Below are 17,863 nucleotides of genomic sequence, written 5' to 3' on the forward strand. Positions count from 1 at the left end.
CATCACTCTTGAAAATGGTCTGGGTGATCGCGCCGCGATTACCCCATGTTTTGCGATAAAGACATGCGGAAAAGCAAAGACCTAAAGCGTGGCAAGCGAATCCGAAGGATCGCGACGCGCTTTAGGATATAGTGTGGCGACCGAAATCGCTTGCACGCGGCATCACGCTCCAGCGATGCCAATATCGGCGGAAAGAGATCTGCTTGTCAGGCGGCGATCGCGCGGTTTCCGAAAACGGCGGTCAGGATCTTGCGATCGAACGGCTTCAGCAGGAAGTCGGTGGCACCGGCCCGTTTGCCCGCCATCAGTTTCTTCAGATCCGCCTCGACGACGCAGTAATAGATCTTGACCTCCTTGCCGCCGTCCATGGCACGGATGGCAGCGATGAGGTCGAGGGCGCCTTCCATGCCGGAATCGACGATCAGATATTCCGGCAGCTCCGCCTGGCAGCGCTGCAGCGCCTCGCCGGCGTTGGAGGCCTCGCTGACGAGAAAGTCGAGTTCGGAGAGAATGCGCTTGCCGACCTTGCGGACGATGTCCGAATTATCGGTGATCATGAACCTTTGCATGGCCGCTCCTTTGCCCCCGCATTCGTCGCAGCAAGAGGCCTCTTACAACCCTGGAGAATAGGTCCATCAGGCTAACGAATCGTTACCGGACGGGGCGCCGACACAGGTCCGCGCTCGAAATCAGGCTGCCGCAGCCACTGCCGTGAACACCAGTTCGTCGGCGCTGGCGCTATGATCAAGCGTCATTCCGCACTCCTGCGCCAGAAGCACGGTGTAATAGGGCTGGATCGAATGGGCATCGATCGCCTCCTCGATAGTGCCGGTCGATATCTCGACGAACTTCGGCGGCAAGCGCATCAGTTTGCCTTTGGCCGTGAGCTTGAACTTCGCATCAAACTCGGGATTTTCGAGTGTTACCTCGAGCACGCCGCCGCGCGGAATGGCGGAATAGGCAACGAGGAAGAGATTGAGCAGCAGCTTGACGCGGTTCTTGGCGACGATAGCGCGCGGTCCGTTCCAGATCACCTCGGTCTTCTTCTCGGCGACGGCGAAATCCTTGGCTGCACGCTCGGCCTCACCGGTGTCGATCGAGGCGCCGACGGAACCCGACGCGCCGAAGGCGAGACGTGCGAATTTCAGGCGGACGGAAGCGTTGAGCGCGCTGGTGCGGATCAGGTCCATCGCATCTGAATCGGCGCCGCCTTCATCCAGGAGTTCCAGTCCGTTATTGATCGCGCCGACCGGCGAGATGACATCGTGGCAAACGCGGCTGCAAAGAAGCGCGGCCAGGTCCGGGCCGGACAGGGTGAGATTGGGGTTCTTGGACATCATTGTCTCCTGATGGGCGGCAATTTCATTGCGCCCGGAATATGCTTCATCAAAATTGCGCGAAGTTTGCGATCGTACTCGGTGCCATAATGACACCATATTTGGTAAACCGATTGTTAAGATCATCGGCGCAAAATGCACCAATCGCCGCGAGCGGTTGCCCGCTCTCAGCCAAACGACGAACGGATGACACCATGCGCCCTCGATTTCCGCACCGATTCATCGGCTTCTGCAGGTTACTTTCGGCCCTCATCTTCTCCTCGCTGATGGTTGCCGGCCCGGCCGCCGCCCAAGACAACGGTCAGTACACGATGCAGGAAATCGTCGACGCCGGCCACTCCTTCTTCGGCTCTGCCAGCGGCGGACTTGCCAAGGTCGTCGAGAGTGCCTTCCAGAAATACGGTCTGCCGAACGGCTATATCCTCGGGCAGGAAGGCGGCGGCGCCTTCATCGCCGGCCTTACCTATGGCGAAGGCCAGCTGAACACCAAGAACGCCGGCGAACATAACCTCTACTGGCAGGGGCCTTCGCTCGGCCTCGATTACGGCGGCCAGGGCTCGCGCGTGATGATGTTGGTCTACGACCTGCCCTCCGTCAACGGCATCTATGCCCGCTTCGGCGGCGTCAGCGGCTCGGCCTATGTGATCGCCGGCTTCGGCATGACGCTGCTCAAGAACAACGACGTGCTGGTCGTGCCGATCCGCACCGGCGTCGGTGCTCGCCTCGGCGTCAATGTCGGCTATCTCAAGATCACCCAGGCGCCGACCTGGAACCCCTTCTGAGGCCGCAAAGCCGCCGGAATCTGCCGCCGTCCCCACCGGCGGCCTTGCCATGCGCGTCACGCGTGCTTAATCATCGCGGCTGACCTCGTATCAACCTTCTTACCGATGGCCACGCCGTGATCGAATATGCTCTCTTGTTCGGATTGGGCTTCCTGACCGCGGCCTTCCTCGTCTTTCTGGTCTCGCCCGCCGTTCACCGCCGCATTGTCTGGTATACCGAGAACCGGCTGAAAGCGACGATGCCGCTGAGCCCGCAGGAGGTTCGCGCCCAGAAAGACATGGTGCGCGCGCTCTATGCCGCCGAAAACGCCCGCACCACCCAGGACCTTCTGCGTGAGCGCGAGAAGTCCCTGTCGTTCCAGCTTCGCCACGACGCCCTCGCCGTCGATGCCGGCAGGCTTGCCGCCGAGATCGGCGAACTGCAGGCCCAGATCGGCGAGATGCATATCGAGGCGGCCGACCAGCGCTCGCATCTGCGCAAGGACGAGAACTACATCAGCCAGTTGAAGACCAATCTGCATATTGCCGAGCAGTCCGCTGCCAACAAGGAGAGCGAACTGGCGGCGATGCGGACGCGGCTGAGCAAGCTCGGTGAACAGGCCGATGGGCTGAGAATAGACCTGGCCGCGCGCGAGACCGAGGCGGAGAGCCTGAAATTCCGTGTCAACGCGCTGCGCGACGAACGCGACACACTGCGCCAGGACGTCAGCCTGCTGCAGAAGCGCGCCAAGGATGCCGAACAGAAACTGACGCAGCAGCAGCATATGGTGATCCGCCTGGAGGATAAGGCCGCCCGCGAGAGCGCAGCCGCCACAGAAAAGGAAAACCTGGTCGCTCGCCGCCAGCAGGAGATCGTCAAGTTGAAGGAGCAGTTGAAGGCCGCCAACGCCGAGATCCGCAAGGTCAACCGGGTGCTGCGCGACGCCGGCCTTGCCGGGATGGTCGCGGAGCTACCGGCGGAAATGACGGCCGAAGACATGACCGCGTCCGCGCTCGACACCGCCATCGTCACGGCTGAAATCGGCGAAGATGTCCGCAAACGCAGCGCCGCCCTGGCCGAGCGCCTGCAAAAGACAAAAGCCGTAGCCGGACGAGATGGTGCGATCCGCGAGGAGATCGCCTCGATCGCCGCCAATATGGTGGCGCTGACCGCCCTGAACGAGGGTCCCTCCTCGCCGATCCGCACGCTGCTCGTCGAAGCTGCGGAAAAGAACCCGAACGATCGTGTCAGCCTTGCCGACAGGGTAACCGCGATCCTCGCCGATCCCCCGCGCGCCTGATAGGACGCGCGAGAGGATGTGCGTTAGACCCGGCCCATTGCGGAAGCCATGGAAAACAGCGCGATCCCCGTCGCCGTCGCGGCATTTAGGCTATCGAGTTCCTCCGACTGTGGAATGCGCGCGCTCTGGAACCGCGCAAGCAGCGCCTCCGGCAACCCCTCGCCTTCGGTACCGACGACGAGCGCCATGCGCGTCGAGACCGGAATGGCGCGGATATCGGTCTTGCCGTGCGGTGAAAGCGTCCAGATGGTAAAACCCCGTTCGGCAAGCGCCACGAGGACATCGAGCGCCTTGCCGCCACGGCGGTGCGGAACGCTCAGCACCGAACCGACCGAGACACGCAGCGCCTTGCGGTAGAGTGGATCACAGGAGGTTTCGTCGAGCAGCACAGCATCCGCCCGGAAGGCGGCCGCATTGCGGAACATCGAGCCGGCATTGTCGTGATTGGAAATGCCGCAGCCGACGAGCACCAGCGCCCGTTCCGGCAGCGCGTCGAGAAGCGCCGCCTCCTCGCGGTCCAGTCGCCGGCCGAGCGCGAGAACGCCCCGATGCAGATGAAAACCGACGACGCCATCGAGCACATCCGCCCCGGCGACATAGACCGGCACATCGGCCGGAAACCGCTCCAGGATGGGCAGCACGCCCTCGACGCGGTTGCGCAGCAGCAGGATCTTTTCGGCGAAAAAGCCGCGGCCTGCCGCATGCGCCTCGGCGAGCATGCGCAGCACGACCGTGCCTTCGGCGATGAAGCGGTTCTCTCGGCCTGTCAGGTCGCGCTCGCGGATCTCGCGGAATTCAGCGACGCGCGGATCGTCGGCGCTGTCGATGTCGATCGGGACGGCAGCCATGCCGGCCTCAATTGCCCGTAACAGTGACGTCGGCGACGGTGCGGCCGGTCCTGAGATCGTAGACCAGCGCTTTGTTCTTGCCCTCGACCGTTTCGCCGTAGAACAGGATCTGCCCAGCCGAAAACGATGTGGACTGCACCTTGAAGCCGAGCGGCAGGGAAACGGTTGCCGCAAGCGGCGCATCCGAGGGCACGCCGGAGGCGGTAACAGCGGACGCCGTCTCCTTCGGCTCGCTGTGCATCACCTTGTAGACAACCGCGCCGAAGACCGCCATAAGGCTCACGAACATGATGGCGCCGGAAACGATCTGCAGGCGGACCATCTTGCGCCGGACGCTTTCCATCGCCGGATCAAGGGGCTTCTCTTCCTGGTCGTCTGGCTCGATTGCTGTCATCTGTGCGTCCCGTTCTAAAAAATACGTCGGAGAAGAAGCGTCTTGAGCGACCCCTTTAAACAAGCAGCCGGCAATAGAAAAGTCCTGACCGCCGATGAAACTGCCGAAGGCCGGTTGGACGCCTGGCTGACGGCGCAGGTCGGCGAGGAATTTTCGCGCAGCCGCATCAAGGCGCTGATCAAGGACGGCCAGGTTTTTCTGCGCGGCGAACCCATCACCGACCCGCAGCGCAAGGTGCGCACCGGGGACAGTTTCGAGATCACGCTGCCCGAGCCGGAAGACCCGACGCCGCAGGGCGAGGACATCCCGCTGGATATTCTCCATGAGGACGACGACGTCATCGTCATCTCCAAACCTTCCGGTCTCGTCGTCCATCCCGGATCCGGCAACTGGACCGGGACGCTGGTCAACGCGCTGATCCACCATTGCAGCGATACGCTTTCCGGCATTGGCGGCGTGCGCCGCCCCGGCATCGTCCACCGTCTCGACAAGGACACGACAGGCGTCATGGTCGTCGCCAAGAACGACATTGCCCATCGCCACCTGTCGCTGCAATTTGCCGACCATGGCCGCACAACCCCGCTTGAGCGGGCCTATCAGGCAGTCGTCTGGGGCCGGCCGCGCTCGCTGTCGGGCACGGTCGACGCGCCGCTCGGCCGCGCCACCGGCGACCGCACGCGCCGTGCCGTCAAACGCCCCGACAGTCAGGACGCCGACGAGGCGATCACGCATTACCAAGTGATCGAGCGCTTCCATGAGAAGCCGGACGCAACCGCGCTCGCCTCGCTGGTCGAGTGCCGCCTTGAGACCGGCCGCACCCATCAGATCCGTGTCCACATGGCCCATATCGGCCATCCGCTGCTCGGCGACACCGTTTACGGCGCCGGCTTCAAGACCAAGGCCAATATCCTGCCTGAAGAGATCCGCAAGGTCGTCAATGGTTTCGGCCGTCAGGCGCTGCATGCCTTCATGCTGCAGTTCGAGCATCCCCGCACCGGCGAAATCATGCATTTCGAGGTGCCGCTACCGGATGATATGGTCGAATTGGTCGAAGCGCTGCGGCGATAAAGCCGGGCTCCGAATGCCGCCTGCCCAACTCACACCTGCGTGAGCGGCACCTTGAACCGCCGTTTCGCCACACTTATCTGTATATTGACTTAGTGCGGGCTCGTAGTAGAGCCGCACGTCCCGGTTTGCCTTTTCTAACGCGAGGATGCGTTGCCATCGGGAACCGGAATTCACTTTAGGAGGGTGCACTATGGCCCGAAATACCTTGCCGTCCATTACCGCCGGTGAAGCCGGTCTCAATCGTTACCTCGACGAAATCCGCAAGTTCCCGATGCTGGAACCGCAGCAGGAATACATGCTCGCCAAGCGTTATGCCGAGCATGGTGACCGCGATGCCGCCCACAAGCTCGTCACCAGCCATCTTCGCCTCGTCGCGAAGATCGCGATGGGTTATCGCGGCTACGGCCTGCCGATCGGCGAAGTCGTCTCCGAAGGCAATGTCGGCCTGATGCAGGCCGTCAAGAAGTTCGATGCCGAGCGCGGCTTCCGCCTCGCCACCTACGCCATGTGGTGGATCAAGGCTTCGATCCAGGAATATATCCTGCGTTCGTGGTCGCTGGTGAAGATGGGCACGACCGCCAACCAGAAGCGCCTGTTCTTCAATCTGCGCCGGCTGAAAGGCCGCATCCAGGCAATCGATGATGGCGACCTGAAGCCGGAGCACGTCTCGGAGATCGCCACCAAGCTGAACGTCTCGGAGGAGGAGGTCATTTCGATGAACCGCCGCCTCTCCGGCGACGCCTCGCTGAACGCACCGATCAAGGCAGCCGAAGGTGACGGCGGCCAATGGCAGGATTGGCTGGTGGATGACCATGACAGCCAGGAAGACGTGCTGATCGAACAGGATGAGCTCGACACCCGCCGGCGCATGCTGGCGAAAGCGATGAGCGTGCTGAACGAACGCGAACGCCGCATCTTCGAGGCTCGCCGTCTCGCCGAGGATCCTGTGACCCTGGAAGACCTTTCGACGGAATTCGACATCAGCCGCGAACGCGTTCGCCAGATCGAGGTCCGCGCCTTCGAAAAGGTGCAGGACGCCGTCCGCAAAGAAGCCCTGGAACGCGCCAAGGCCGTCCGGGTCGTCGAAGCCACGGCATAAACCTGTCGTGTGATATAATTCAAGAAGGCGGGTCCTTGCGGCCCGCCTTTTCTTTTTCATTCATCTTTGTCCGCAGCCTCAGCACCGCGCCAAGATCCGGGAACGCTGACGCTGCCGAACCGTCACTGGCTCGTCGACACATCTCCGAGCGCAGTCCATTCCTTGATCGCGGTATTGAAGGCGTCCGTTCCCGTACCGCCCTTTTCCATCGTCAGCAGCGCGCGGCGGCCGTTGCGGTAGGTGATCGGAATATCGATCCAGTTGCGAGTCGACATCAGGTCGAGATTGGCCTTGCGCGCATCAGGATAGTCGTTGAGCGCGATCATGTGGAAATCGTCGGTAATCTTGGCCGGAACCGCGATCAGCGCGTCACCACGGTCCTGCTCCGTGCGCTTCATCGAGATGCGCTGGACGCTGTCAATGCTGCCGCCTTCAAAATTCGGCGGCACCGAGAAGACGATCTCGACGAGATGGCTTGCCGGCAGCGACGGATCGGAATTGCGCTTGAACGTGACGAGAGCCGAGAGATTGCGCTCGGGAACCGTGACATTGCCCTGAACCGTCGCCTCCTGCCGGCCATCCTGGCCAGCCTCGTGCTGCACGCTCCAGACGACCGATCCCTCGATCGCCGTCGGCGAGCTCTGGCCGATGCGCTCCTCATAGAGGAACATCTTTTGCGACGAACCGACAGGCGCGGTCTGCGGCGGCGATGCCACCGGGCCGTTCGACGTCCGCGTGTCGGCGGGTGCCGCATCGCCTTGCGCGCTGGCAGGCGGCGTATCGGCTGCCGCGACATTCTGTTCGGCGACCGATTTTCCTTCCGCGGTCGGCGTTCCCGGCACCGTCGCCGGTCCGCTGTCGACCTCGGTTCCATCGGTCAGCAGCCGCTGGGTGAATTTCGAATTGGCCGCAGCGCCGTCATTGTTCACTGACGCTACCTGCGGGTTCGGCTGCACCGGCGCCGCTGGCGTATTCTGCGCTCCTGGCGTGGTTGGCTGGGCTGGCGTCACCGCGCCCGGCTGGGCAGGCGTCGCCGCGCCATCCGGCGGCGTTGCCGCCTCGTTCCTGGTCGCCTGCGACGGTGCCGAGCTGACGAGCCCGTCGACCATCGCCACCAGCGCCTCTCTGTTCGTCCAGCCGGCATAGGCGCCGCCACCGATCAGGATGAGTGCGAAGATGAGCGTGATCACGGTGCCGATACCAAAGCGGCGGCGCTTCGGCTCCATACGGAAGCTCTTGCCCTGCAGCTTGGAGGCAACAATCTGATCGATATCCATCGACGAATTGGAGTCATCGTCATCAGCGGCGACAGAGCCGCGGCGGTCGTAGCCGCGCAGCGCCTTCGCCTCTCGCCAGTCCTCGCTCGGCGCGCCGTTAGCGGGCGCCGGCTTGCCATTGTGCACTTCCGCGAAGATATCGACATCGTCGAAATGAGAGGCAACCGGCGTCTTCTTATTATTGCCAGCCTCAATCGGCGGCAGATCGTCGAAGGCGGCCGTTTCCCAGGAAAAACTTTCCTTGGCGGTCGGCATGACGGCCGCGGGCGCCACTTTCTCGAGGCTCGATATCACCTCCTCGAAGGCGCGCGCCGAAGCATCGGCAGTAATCGGCGCCGGCGCCGTCTCCGAATATTGCCGGAGTTCCTCTTCCGCCCATTCGGTCTCCGCATCCTTGGGCGCCGGAGCCGGCGTTTCGGCAACCGGCTCGGTCCAGACGGGGTCGAAATGCGCCGCAGCTTCGGCCTGCAACGGCTCCTCGCGGCTGTGCTCGACGAACTCCTGCGGACGATCGAAATCGGCGACCGGCTCCACCAGGCGGTTGGATGCGTGGTCTATGCCGCGGGTGATCGGCTGCAACGGCTCGACGGGCTCGTGGGCCTCCGGCTCCTCGCTTTCCACGGCCGCAGGTTCGTCCGCGATCTCGTCGGCTTCCAGGGGATGCTGCTCGTCGGTACGGTCTTCGTCGGCTTGCTCGTCGCGATGCTCGGCAGGTGGCGCTTCCCAACCGTCATGTTCGGCCGGCACTTCTTCGGCAGCGACGTCGCGCGCCTCGCCGGCATGCCATTCCTCGGCCGGCGCTTCCTCCTCCTGCGAGGGATGCCAGTATGTCTCGGCCGGACCGGATGTCTCCGGCAAAACCGGTGTCTCGGCGGAAACAGGGATTTCCGGGGGAACGGATGTTTCAGGTGAAACGAGTGTTTCCTGGGAAAGGGGCTCCTCGGCGGTGACCTCTTCCTCAGCCTCAGCCTCCTCCGGCGCGCCGGCTTCCACCTGATCGGGCTCGTCGGCGGCCTGCGGTTCCGCATAGGCTTCGTAGACCGGCTCCGCGACAGCCGTCTCCGGCGCCGGTTCGCTTTCGTCGGGAACCGCTTGTTCTTCGAAGGATTCCGACACGGCGACGGCCGCAACCGGCTCATCGAGCGGCATCGCCTCGGAGTGTTCGCCTTCCACTTCGCGGATGGCAGCCTCGAGCTTTTCGAGCTGGCGTTGCAGCATGGCTTCCGGCGGACGCGGCTTCATGTTCTCGAGCTGCCGCTGCACTGCGCCGCGGGCACGTTCGTAGACCTTCACCCGCATCTCGGGGGTATTTTCAGCCAGGCCGTCGACGGCCCGCCGAATAACTGCAATAAAATCCGCCATCAGTACTTTCTCAAGAAGTCCGGCACCCTACCGAACCATCCTCCACAGTGACCCGTGAGCTTAATCCTCAAACGGATCGGTCACAAGTATCGTGTCATCCCGCTCCGGGCTGGTGGAAAGGAGCGCGACGGGTGCCCCGATCAGCTCTTCGACCTGGCGAACATATTTGATCGCCTGTGCCGGCAGATCCGCCCAACTGCGGGCGCCGACGGTCGATTCCTTCCATCCCTCCAGGGTGACGTAGATCGGTTCGACCCTAGCTTGCGCTCCCTGGCTTGCGGGAAGATGATCAATCTGTTCACCGTCGAGCATGTAGCCGACGCAGATCTTCAGTTCCTCGAGACCGTCGAGTACGTCGAGCTTGGTGAGCGCGATGCCCGTGATGCCGTTGGTGGCGACCGACTGGCGTACGAGTGCGGCGTCGAACCAGCCGCAGCGCCGCTTGCGTCCGGTCACCACGCCGAACTCATGACCTTTTTCCCCAAGGAACTCACCGATCGCATCCTTCAGCTCCGTCGGGAACGGGCCTTCGCCGACGCGCGTCGTATAGGCCTTGGTGATGCCGAGGATATAGCCGAGCGAGCCGGGTCCCATGCCAGAACCAGCAGCAGCCTGACCGGCCACCGTGTTCGACGAGGTCACGAAAGGATAGGTGCCGTGATCGATGTCGAGCAGAGTGCCTTGCGCGCCTTCGAACAGGATGCGGGAGCCCTTGCGGCGCTCCCTGTCGAGGAAGAGCCAGACCGTATCACGGAAGGGCAGTACCCGATCGGCGATCGAGGTCAGCTCGTCCATGATCGCCTGGTGGCTGACTTCGGCAACGCCAAGGCCGCGGCGAAGCGCATTGTGATGCGTCAGAATACGGTCGACCTTACCGGAAAGACTCTCCAGATCGGCAAGATCCATGACGCGGATGGCGCGGCGGCCGACTTTGTCTTCATAGGCCGGGCCGATGCCGCGGCGTGTCGTACCGATTTTGGTGCCGCTGTTCGACGCCGCATCCTCGCGCATCGCGTCGAGTTCGCGGTGCAGCGACAGGATGAGCGTCGCATTGTCTGCAATGCGCAGATTGTCAGGCGTAACCGTCACGCCCTGCGCCTCCAGCCGGCCGATCTCGGCGATCAGCGCATGCGGATCGACGACGACACCGTTGCCGATGACGGCCATCTTGCCCGGGCGCACGACGCCGGACGGCAGCAGCGAGAGCTTATAGCTCGTGCCGTCGATGACGAGCGTATGGCCGGCATTGTGTCCGCCCTGATAGCGCACAACGATATCCGCACGCTCCGAAAGCCAGTCGACAATCTTGCCCTTGCCTTCGTCACCCCATTGCGAACCGACCACGACTACGTTCGTCATCCAACTCTTCCTGTTACCGGCGCGGAACCGCGCACCTGCTCAAACCCGCGCATCTATAAAGCTTTGTTTTTTGGAAAGCGACCCTGTTGTCACAGCAGATTGGGCTTTTTACGTGACAAATCAGCAGCCGACAGGCTATTTCCCCTCACAAAACGCCGCTCGGCGATCGCGGAAAGACGGGAAGAACGCTCTTGCAAGCCACGGCCTATATCTGCCTCGTTATCGCCACCCTCTGCTGGGGCGGCAACTCCGTCGCCGGCAAACTCGCGCTCGGGCATATCAGCCCGATGATGCTGACCTTCCTGCGCTGGTTCCTCGCCGTGGCGATGATCGCCGCAATTTCAGTACCGCAACTGCGGAAGGACTGGCCGGTAGTGAGAAAGAACCTGCCGCTGCTCCTCTTCTACGGCGTCATCGGCTACACCCTTTTCAACGCCATGCTTTATTCAGCAGTGCAATATACGACTGCGATCAACGTCGCCATCGAGCAGGCCGGCATCCCAATGCTGATCTTCCTGCTGAATTTTATGTTCTTCCGTACCGGCATCTCGCTGGCGCAATGTCTCGGCTTCGGCATGACGCTGATCGGCGTCGCTCTGACCGCCGCGCATGGCGACCTCGCAACGCTGCTGCAACTCAGCCTCAACCGCGGCGACGGGCTGATGCTGATCGCCATTGCCGCCTATTCGGTCTACACGATTTTCCTGCGCTGGAAGCCGCCGCTGGACTGGCGCACGCTGATGGCGGTCCCGGCGCTCGGCGCCATGCTGACCTCGCTGCCGCTGCTCCTTTGGGAGGCGGGCCGCGGTGCCGCGCAGTGGCCGGACCAGGCCGGCTGGGTCATCACTCTCTACACGGCGATCTTCCCGTCGCTGGTGGCGCAGATCCTCTATATCAAGGGCGTCGTGGCCATCGGCGCCAACCGGGCCGGCTTGTTCATCAATCTTGTGCCGGTGTTCGGAACGCTGCTCTCCGTCGCCCTGATCGGCGAGAGGCTGCAGTCCTTCCATGTGATCGCGCTGGTGCTGACCTTGGGCGGCATCGCGATCGCCGAAAAGGGCCGTCCGAAAGCTTCGTCGCCGACCGTGCCCGCATCACCCGTGGATTAAAGCCTTTCCTCGTCAGGAAAGGCTTTAACCGAGCTCCAGCGTCGTCACGCCGAAAACGTGCTTCAGCGGGATGGCCGGTGCCGGTCCGCGATACATGCGTGTCGTCTCGAACACCGGTTGAAGGCCGATGCCTTCGGCAAGCGCAACCGCGTCGCGGTTCTCTGCGGGAATGTCGATGAAGACCGCAGCCCCCTTCGCCTCGGGGATCAATTCGGCAAGCAGCGCCGCGGCGCTGTCGACATCGTTGGCGAAGAGCGGGCCGATCTTGTAGCCCTCGTAGCACCGGCGGATCGTGCCGTAACCGCGAATCTTGTGGCTCTTGCGCACCACCGCCGAACGACGGCCCTTTCGGGCGGTGCACCAGGCAGCGAGAAAGGCATCCCGCGGCTGCGGAAAGATCGCCGAATCATATCGCTGCAGGCCTTCGAGGCGTGAATCCAGCACCGGCTGCGCGACAAGCGTCGAGACCGGCAAGGAAGTAGCGACACCGCCGTAACGAATAGTGGAATAGGCGGGTTCGAAGCCGGCCTTGCGGTAGTTATCCTGCTGTGCTGCGACGCCGTCAAGACCGATCGTGCGGTCTCCCGCGCTGGCGATGCCCGTCGCCCAGATCGCCTTGCCGTAACCCTTGCCGCGAAAATCAGGATGGACGATGTAGAGGCCAAGGAAGGCAAAAGTGTCGCCATATTTGACGACCGAGATCGAGCCGACGGGGACTTCACCGATGGAGCCGACGAAAAATCCCGACGGATCGGCCTCGTTGAATGCAAGCGAATCGTCGAGGCCGGGGTTCCAGCCTTCCTGACGCGCCCATTCGAGCACGAGTTCCAGTTCGCCGGGCCGCATCGAACGAACGGCAAATTCCGAATTCATGCAACTTTCCCAGATTAAATGTCCCGCAAGTCCATCCCGGCAACGGCAAAGCAATTGTCAGGCCCCAGCTCCCGATTGCACCTGCGAACGATGGAGAGCCGCGCTCATGGACTTGACGACGCGTATAATCATTTTTCGATGCAATACAGAAAGCTTCGTTTCCGCATTACCATGAAACAATGCCGTTGCAAGCTCAAGAAAATTACTTGCGCCTCAATTATCTTCCAGCCGATGCGAATAAAAAGCCGCGCCGAAAAGATGCCGCCCTGCCAATTTGAAAGACGAGAGAAGCATTCGTCCGAAATCACCTCCGCAACGCGGCAAAAAACCGGGGGAGCGACGACAGTCGCCCGCGGAAGGATCACCAGCCGTTCAGCTGCCCATCGCCGTCTTCTGCTTTTCGATTCGGCTCGCCGGCGATGAGAAAAGACGCTCTGTCTCGGCCGCCGGTGCGGGATAACCGAACGCATAACCCTGCAGGCCATCGCAGCCGAGCTGCGCCAGCACGACGGCATGCGCCTCGGTCTCGATGCCCTCGGCGATCACCTCGACATCGAGCGCCTTGGCGATTTCCACGATCGAACCCACCACGCGCCGCTGCTCGGCGGAAGTGACGACCTCGGTGACGAGCTGCCGGTCGATCTTTAGCCGCTTCGGTCGCAGCTTGACGAGACCGATCAGCGAAGCATGGCCGGACCCGAAGTCGTCGATCTCGATGTCGATGCCCATCTGTTTAATATCGCCGATATGATCGAGCAGTTTTTCGTCGCTATCGTCGAGGAAAATCGTCTCGACCAGTTCGAAGACGATCACGCCGGGCGGGATATTGAGTTTCCTCAGCTTGTCGAGCAACGCCGGATCGGCAAGGCGCGACGCCGAGATATTGACGGCAATGCGCGGAACCGCAAGGCCGCGCAACAGCCAGAACAGCCGGTCTTCGAGAACGCTTTTGAGGATCGCCGCGTCGATCTCCGCCGCAAGCCCGTGCTCGTCGGCGATCTTCAGGAATATGCCGGGGGCGAGCACGCCCTTCTCGGGATGTTTCCAGCGCGCCAGCGCCTCGAAGCCGATGACTTCCCGGGTTCGGGCGTCGAGCTGCACCTGATAATAAGGAAGGATCTCGCCGCGCTCCAGCCCGAGCTTCAGCTCTTCGGCGAGGCGACGCTTGGCGCGCAGGTCCTCCTGCAATTGCCGCGTGAAGAATTCGACGCGGTTGCGTCCAAGCTTCTTGGCCTGATAGAGCGCCAGATCGGATTCGGCCAGCAGATTGCGCGCCCGCCGATCGCCGCTCCAGGAAACGCCGATCGAGGCGCCGGATTGCAGCATCTCCTGGCCGAAGCGGATCTTCTTCCGCAGCCGGCGCTGGACGTCCTCGGTGATCTGCTTCAGTTCAGTGAGATCGGTGAAATTGACCAGCACGATGACGAATTCATCGCCACCGACACGGGCAACCATGCCATTCGCAGGAATGGCAGCGGTGATGCGAAGGGCCGCGGCCCTGAGAACGGCGTCGCCCGCCGCATGACCGTGGCTGTCGTTGATCTGCTTGAACTGGTCGAGGTCCAGATGCAGAACCGCAAGCGTGGTGATGCTCTTGTTGGCCAGCAGCTCCGCCAGCCGCTTGTCGAGAAGGCGCCGATTCGGCAGACCGGTGAGATAGTCGTGATCGGCGACATGCTCGATGCGCGCATTGCTTTCCTCGAGCGCCAGCGCCCTCGCCTCGGCCACCACCTTCTGCCGTGCGAGTTCCGCATTGAGCATTACGTCGACCGTCACATCCCATTCGGCGCCGATGAAGGAGGGCAGCCCCTCCGCATCGACATAGAAATGCGCGCGCGAACGCAGGTGGCGGATTTCGCCACTCGGCAATACGATCCGGAATTGTGAATTATAGGCGCCCCGCGTCGCGATCGCCTGCTCGAAGTCGCGTTCGGCCCGCTCGCGATCATCGGGATGGATGGCGTTCGACCAAAGCGAGGCCGGCACCAGCCGGCAAGTCTCGCCGGTTTCGTAGAGACGATGCATCTGCGCATCCCACAAGATCCCGTCCTGCTCGATGCTGTGCTCCCAGACACCGATTCGGGATGCATCGAGCGCGAGTTCGAGCCGACGCAGAAGATCCTGAAACTCGTGTTCGGATCGTGTGGCTTTTTTCTCTGGCAACGCGGTCCCAGCCTTAGAAGCTTGCATAACGGCAATATGGTCTCAAGCCGGCATTAATGAAGCCTTGTCCAGATGACCGAACTAGTGACTAGGTGAACTGTTCGTTACGAACTTTCCCCTTTTGGATCAAAGGACTTGCAGTCTGCGGCACCGTCAAGATCAGTGGTTGTGCCGCGGCGGGTTTTTTGCGATCTGGCGGAATTCCGTCGATCCCTCCAGAACCGCGCCGTCCGACAATTGCGTAACCGAGCGGCGATAGATCTGCTGCCATGGCGTCGCATCCGCCGGCACTGGCGGGATGCCGTCGCCCTTGCGCCGTTCGATCTCGGCGTCCTCGACCAGCATGTCGCAGCGCCCGTGGTTGAAGTCGATGCGGATGATATCGCCGGTACGAAGCCAGGCAAGGCCGCCGCCGGCAGCGCTTTCCGGGGAGGCGTTGAGGATCGAGGGACTGTCCGCCGTACCTGATTGGCGGCCGTCGCCGATCGTCGGCAGGCTGCGGATGCCGCGCTTCAGCAGATGATCCGGCGGCTGCATGTTGACGACCTCAGCCGAACCCGGCCAGCCGATCGGCCCGGCGCCGCGGATGACGAGGATGGTATTCTCATCGATGCCGAGTTCGGGTTCGTTGATGCGCTTGTGATAATCCTCAGAACCGTCGAAGACCACCGCCCTGCCCTCGAAGACGCCCTCATGCCCGGGTTCTTGAAGGTAGCGCCGGCGGAAATCCTCCGAGACCACGCTCATTTTCATGATCGCGAAATCGAAGAGATTGCCCTTGAGAACGAGGAAGCCTGCCCGCTCCTTCAGCGGCGCAGCGAACGGCGTGATGACCTCGCGGTCGCGCGCTTGCCTGCCCTCCAGGTTCTCGGCCATCGTCCTGCCCGTCACCGTGCGACAGTTGCCATCGAGCTTTCCGGCCTGCAGCAGTTCCCACATGATCGCCGGCGTACCGCCGGCGCGATGAAAGCGCTCGCCGAGATAGGCGCCCGCAGGCTGGACGTTGGCCAGCAGCGGGATATCGAAACCATACACCTGCCAGTCATCGGGATGAAGTTCGACGCCGGCGTGCTTCGCCATCGCGGCCAGATGCGGCTGCGCGTTGGTCGAGCCGCCGATCGCCGAATTGGTGCGGATCGCATTGAGGAAAGCCTCGCGCGTCAGGATATCCGACGGCTTCATATCCTCGAACACGATTTCGACGGCGCGCCGCCCGGTGCGGTAGGCCATCTGGCCGCGTTCGCGGTAAGCGGCCGGAATGGCGCCGCAGCCGGTCAGCGAAAGGCCGAGCGCCTCGGCCAGCGCATTCATCGTCGAAGCAGTGCCCATCGTATTGCAGTGGCCGACGGAAGGCGCAGAATCGAGCGCAGCCTGAAGAAACTCTTCCCGATCGATCTCGCCTGCCGCATATTTCCGCCGCATCCGCCAGATCACCGTGCCGGAGCCCGCCAGTTCCCCTTCGTGCCAGCCGTCGAGCATCGGGCCGCCGGAGAGCACGATCGCCGGAATATCGACCGTCGAAGCCGCCATGATCGCCGAAGGCGTGGTCTTGTCGCAGCCGGTGGTCAGCACGACACCGTCGAGCGGATAGCCGTAGAGGATTTCGACGAGGCCGAGATAGGCGAGATTGCGGTCGAGTGCGGCTGTCGGGCGCTTGCAATTCTCGAAGATCGGATGGGTCGGAAACTCGATCGGAATGCCGCCGGCATCGCGAATGCCGTCGCGCACACGCTTGGCAAGCTCGACATGCACCCTGTTACAGGGCGTTAGATCACTGCCGCTCTGGGCAATTCCGATGATCGGCTTGCCAGAGCGCAGCTCTTCCGGCGTGATGCCGTAATTCATGAAGCGCTCGAGATAGAGCGCTGCCATATCGATATGATCGGGATTGTCGAACCAGTCTTGCGAACGTAGGCGCCGCTTGGGCGAATGGCTGTCCGTCACTTCTTTCCTCCCGGCCGGGCATTCTTCTCTTCGAGATGGAGGAGCAGGCCGCTGTGATCCTTTTCGCCATTGCCATTGGCGACGAATTCGCTGAATTCGGCATGCACCGCCGAAGTCAGCGGCAGCGTCAACGACAGGGTCTTGGCCGTCTCCATGGCGGCGTTCAGATCCTTCAGCTGGTTACTGGACGAACCGCCTGGCGTAAACTGCCGTTCGACCATGCGCTTGCCGTGCAGTTCGAGGATACGGCTCTCGGCAAAGCCGCCGCGAATGGCGTCCCGGAAGGCCGCCGGCGAGCCGCCGCCCGCTTCGATCAGCATCATCGCTTCGGCGACGGCGCCGATCGTCACCGCGACGATCTGCTGGTTGGCAAGCTTGGCAAGCTGGCCTGCCCCGCTCGGGCCGACGCGGGTCACGCGCCCCATCGGCGCGAAGACATCTTGAAGCCCGTCGATCACCCCGTTGTCGCCGCCCGCCATGATCGCCAGCGTACCGGCTTGCGCCCCGACGACGCCGCCGGATACCGGCGCGTCGACATGCTGGATGCCGCGGTCGGCAAGCCGCGTGGAATGATCGCGGGCGAAATGCGGGGCGATCGAACTCATGTCAATGACCGTTGTGCCAAGCGCCATCGCATTGGCTGCTCCGCGGTCGAACAACACGTCCTCCACCGCCTCGGCGTTGGTGAGCATGGTGATGACGACGTCGGCGCCGGAAACGGCATCCGCCGGTGTTTTCGCGCAGATTGCGCCGTCTCCTGCAAGCGGTTCGGCCTTGCCGGAATCGCGATTCCAGACGGTGACGGCAAAGCCCGCGCCAAGCAGCCGGCGAGCCATCGGCGCGCCCATCAGGCCGGTGCCGAGAAAGGCGATCCGCCTGCCGTCATGACCTTCTCTCGAACTCGTCATTCAGTCCTCCCAACTGTTATCCGTCTTTGATAGTCCCCTCGCCCATCGTTGCAAACCGTT

15 protein-coding genes are annotated in these 17,863 nt (G+C 62.6%); 5 read left to right on the plus strand and 10 right to left on the minus strand.

All coding sequences use genetic code 11. The annotated features are described in order from the left end of the window. Positions 1 to 206: 206 nt before the first annotated feature. Positions 207 to 569 carry a response regulator gene (locus G9X64_RS06515; RefSeq protein WP_010069020.1) on the minus strand — a complete coding sequence of 121 codons (363 nt, stop codon included), beginning with the start codon at positions 567 to 569 and terminating at the stop codon, positions 207 to 209. Between the two features lie 120 nt (positions 570 to 689). After that, positions 690 to 1,337 (minus strand): histidine phosphotransferase ChpT, encoded by a 648-nt coding sequence (gene chpT, locus G9X64_RS06520; protein WP_168311763.1) that lies wholly within the window; start codon positions 1,335 to 1,337, stop codon positions 690 to 692. Positions 1,338 to 1,531: 194 nt separating this feature from the next. Between chpT and G9X64_RS06525 the strand changes: the two genes are divergently transcribed. Continuing rightward, positions 1,532 to 2,119, plus strand: a complete 588-nt coding sequence (locus tag G9X64_RS06525; RefSeq protein WP_012758704.1) for a DUF1134 domain-containing protein — start codon at positions 1,532 to 1,534, stop codon at positions 2,117 to 2,119. 116 nt (positions 2,120 to 2,235) lie between these two features. Beyond that, positions 2,236 to 3,399 carry a coiled-coil domain-containing protein gene (locus G9X64_RS06530; RefSeq protein ID WP_168311680.1) on the plus strand — a complete coding sequence of 388 codons (1,164 nt, stop codon included), beginning with the start codon at positions 2,236 to 2,238 and terminating at the stop codon, positions 3,397 to 3,399. Between the two features lie 23 nt (positions 3,400 to 3,422). Here the strand turns inward: G9X64_RS06530 and G9X64_RS06535 are convergent, their stop codons facing one another. Both G9X64_RS06535 and G9X64_RS06540 read right to left on the minus strand, forming a co-directional pair. After that, entirely contained in the window at positions 3,423 to 4,247 is an 825-nt protein-coding gene (locus G9X64_RS06535; RefSeq protein ID WP_168311681.1) for a TrmH family RNA methyltransferase, read from the minus strand. Positions 4,248 to 4,254: 7 nt separating this feature from the next. Beyond that, entirely contained in the window at positions 4,255 to 4,641 is a 387-nt protein-coding gene (locus G9X64_RS06540; protein WP_168311682.1) for a hypothetical protein, read from the minus strand. 42 nt (positions 4,642 to 4,683) lie between these two features. Here G9X64_RS06540 and G9X64_RS06545 point away from each other — a divergent pair, with 42 nt between their 5' ends. Together G9X64_RS06545 and rpoH are read left to right on the plus strand one after the other, a co-directional pair. Beyond that, positions 4,684 to 5,709 carry an RluA family pseudouridine synthase gene (locus tag G9X64_RS06545; protein ID WP_168311683.1) on the plus strand — a complete coding sequence of 342 codons (1,026 nt, stop codon included), beginning with the start codon at positions 4,684 to 4,686 and terminating at the stop codon, positions 5,707 to 5,709. A 190-nt stretch (positions 5,710 to 5,899) separates the two neighbouring features. Continuing rightward, on the plus strand, positions 5,900 to 6,808 hold the full coding sequence (gene rpoH, locus G9X64_RS06550; RefSeq protein ID WP_003542378.1) for an RNA polymerase sigma factor RpoH: 909 nt from the start codon (positions 5,900 to 5,902) through the stop codon (positions 6,806 to 6,808). 122 nt (positions 6,809 to 6,930) lie between these two features. Here the strand turns inward: rpoH and G9X64_RS06555 are convergent, their stop codons facing one another. Both G9X64_RS06555 and G9X64_RS06560 read right to left on the minus strand, forming a co-directional pair. Beyond that, on the minus strand, positions 6,931 to 9,447 hold the full coding sequence (locus G9X64_RS06555; protein WP_168311684.1) for a hypothetical protein: 2,517 nt from the start codon (positions 9,445 to 9,447) through the stop codon (positions 6,931 to 6,933). A 60-nt stretch (positions 9,448 to 9,507) separates the two neighbouring features. After that, positions 9,508 to 10,806, minus strand: coding sequence for an adenylosuccinate synthase (locus tag G9X64_RS06560; RefSeq protein WP_168311685.1), 1,299 nt, complete (start codon positions 10,804 to 10,806; stop codon positions 9,508 to 9,510). Between the two features lie 191 nt (positions 10,807 to 10,997). Here G9X64_RS06560 and G9X64_RS06565 point away from each other — a divergent pair, with 191 nt between their 5' ends. Beyond that, complete coding sequence (locus G9X64_RS06565) at positions 10,998 to 11,915, plus strand: DMT family transporter (protein WP_168311686.1); 918 nt, start codon at positions 10,998 to 11,000, stop codon at positions 11,913 to 11,915. A 24-nt stretch (positions 11,916 to 11,939) separates the two neighbouring features. Here G9X64_RS06565 and G9X64_RS06570 read toward each other — a convergent pair whose 3' ends face one another. From G9X64_RS06570 to G9X64_RS06585, 4 genes are all read right to left on the minus strand, one after another. Next, positions 11,940 to 12,788, minus strand: coding sequence for a GNAT family N-acetyltransferase (locus G9X64_RS06570; protein WP_168311687.1), 849 nt, complete (start codon positions 12,786 to 12,788; stop codon positions 11,940 to 11,942). A gap of 372 nt (positions 12,789 to 13,160) precedes the next feature. After that, positions 13,161 to 14,978 (minus strand): putative bifunctional diguanylate cyclase/phosphodiesterase, encoded by a 1,818-nt coding sequence (locus G9X64_RS06575; RefSeq protein WP_168311688.1) that lies wholly within the window; start codon positions 14,976 to 14,978, stop codon positions 13,161 to 13,163. Positions 14,979 to 15,110: 132 nt separating this feature from the next. Beyond that, positions 15,111 to 16,895, minus strand: coding sequence for an IlvD/Edd family dehydratase (locus G9X64_RS06580; RefSeq protein WP_168311689.1), 1,785 nt, complete (start codon positions 16,893 to 16,895; stop codon positions 15,111 to 15,113). Next, entirely contained in the window at positions 16,892 to 17,803 is a 912-nt protein-coding gene (locus G9X64_RS06585; RefSeq protein WP_168311690.1) for an NAD(P)-dependent oxidoreductase, read from the minus strand. Before G9X64_RS06585 ends, G9X64_RS06580 begins: the two co-directional genes overlap by 4 nt. Positions 17,804 to 17,863 lie beyond the last annotated feature (60 nt).

The sequence above is a fragment of the Rhizobium sophorae genome (genome assembly GCF_013087515.1).
GTDB lineage: Bacteria > Pseudomonadota > Alphaproteobacteria > Rhizobiales > Rhizobiaceae > Rhizobium > Rhizobium sophorae.

What these genes read in the sequence shown, in the direction of transcription:
- G9X64_RS06515 (WP_010069020.1), bottom strand. Translation starts at nt 569, where the DNA reads ATGCAAAGGTTCATGATCACCGATAATTCGGACATCGTCCGCAAGGTC.
- chpT (WP_168311763.1), bottom strand. Translation starts at nt 1,337, where the DNA reads ATGTCCAAGAACCCCAATCTCACCCTGTCCGGCCCGGACCTGGCCGCG.
- G9X64_RS06525 (WP_012758704.1), top strand. Translation starts at nt 1,532, where the DNA reads ATGCGCCCTCGATTTCCGCACCGATTCATCGGCTTCTGCAGGTTACTT.
- G9X64_RS06535 (WP_168311681.1), bottom strand. Translation starts at nt 4,247, where the DNA reads ATGGCTGCCGTCCCGATCGACATCGACAGCGCCGACGATCCGCGCGTC.
- G9X64_RS06540 (WP_168311682.1), bottom strand. Translation starts at nt 4,641, where the DNA reads ATGACAGCAATCGAGCCAGACGACCAGGAAGAGAAGCCCCTTGATCCG.
- rpoH (WP_003542378.1), top strand. Translation starts at nt 5,900, where the DNA reads ATGGCCCGAAATACCTTGCCGTCCATTACCGCCGGTGAAGCCGGTCTC.
- G9X64_RS06555 (WP_168311684.1), bottom strand. Translation starts at nt 9,447, where the DNA reads ATGGCGGATTTTATTGCAGTTATTCGGCGGGCCGTCGACGGCCTGGCT.
- G9X64_RS06560 (WP_168311685.1), bottom strand. Translation starts at nt 10,806, where the DNA reads ATGACGAACGTAGTCGTGGTCGGTTCGCAATGGGGTGACGAAGGCAAG.
- G9X64_RS06570 (WP_168311687.1), bottom strand. Translation starts at nt 12,788, where the DNA reads ATGAATTCGGAATTTGCCGTTCGTTCGATGCGGCCCGGCGAACTGGAA.
- G9X64_RS06575 (WP_168311688.1), bottom strand. Translation starts at nt 14,978, where the DNA reads ATGCAAGCTTCTAAGGCTGGGACCGCGTTGCCAGAGAAAAAAGCCACA.
- G9X64_RS06585 (WP_168311690.1), bottom strand. Translation starts at nt 17,803, where the DNA reads ATGACGAGTTCGAGAGAAGGTCATGACGGCAGGCGGATCGCCTTTCTC.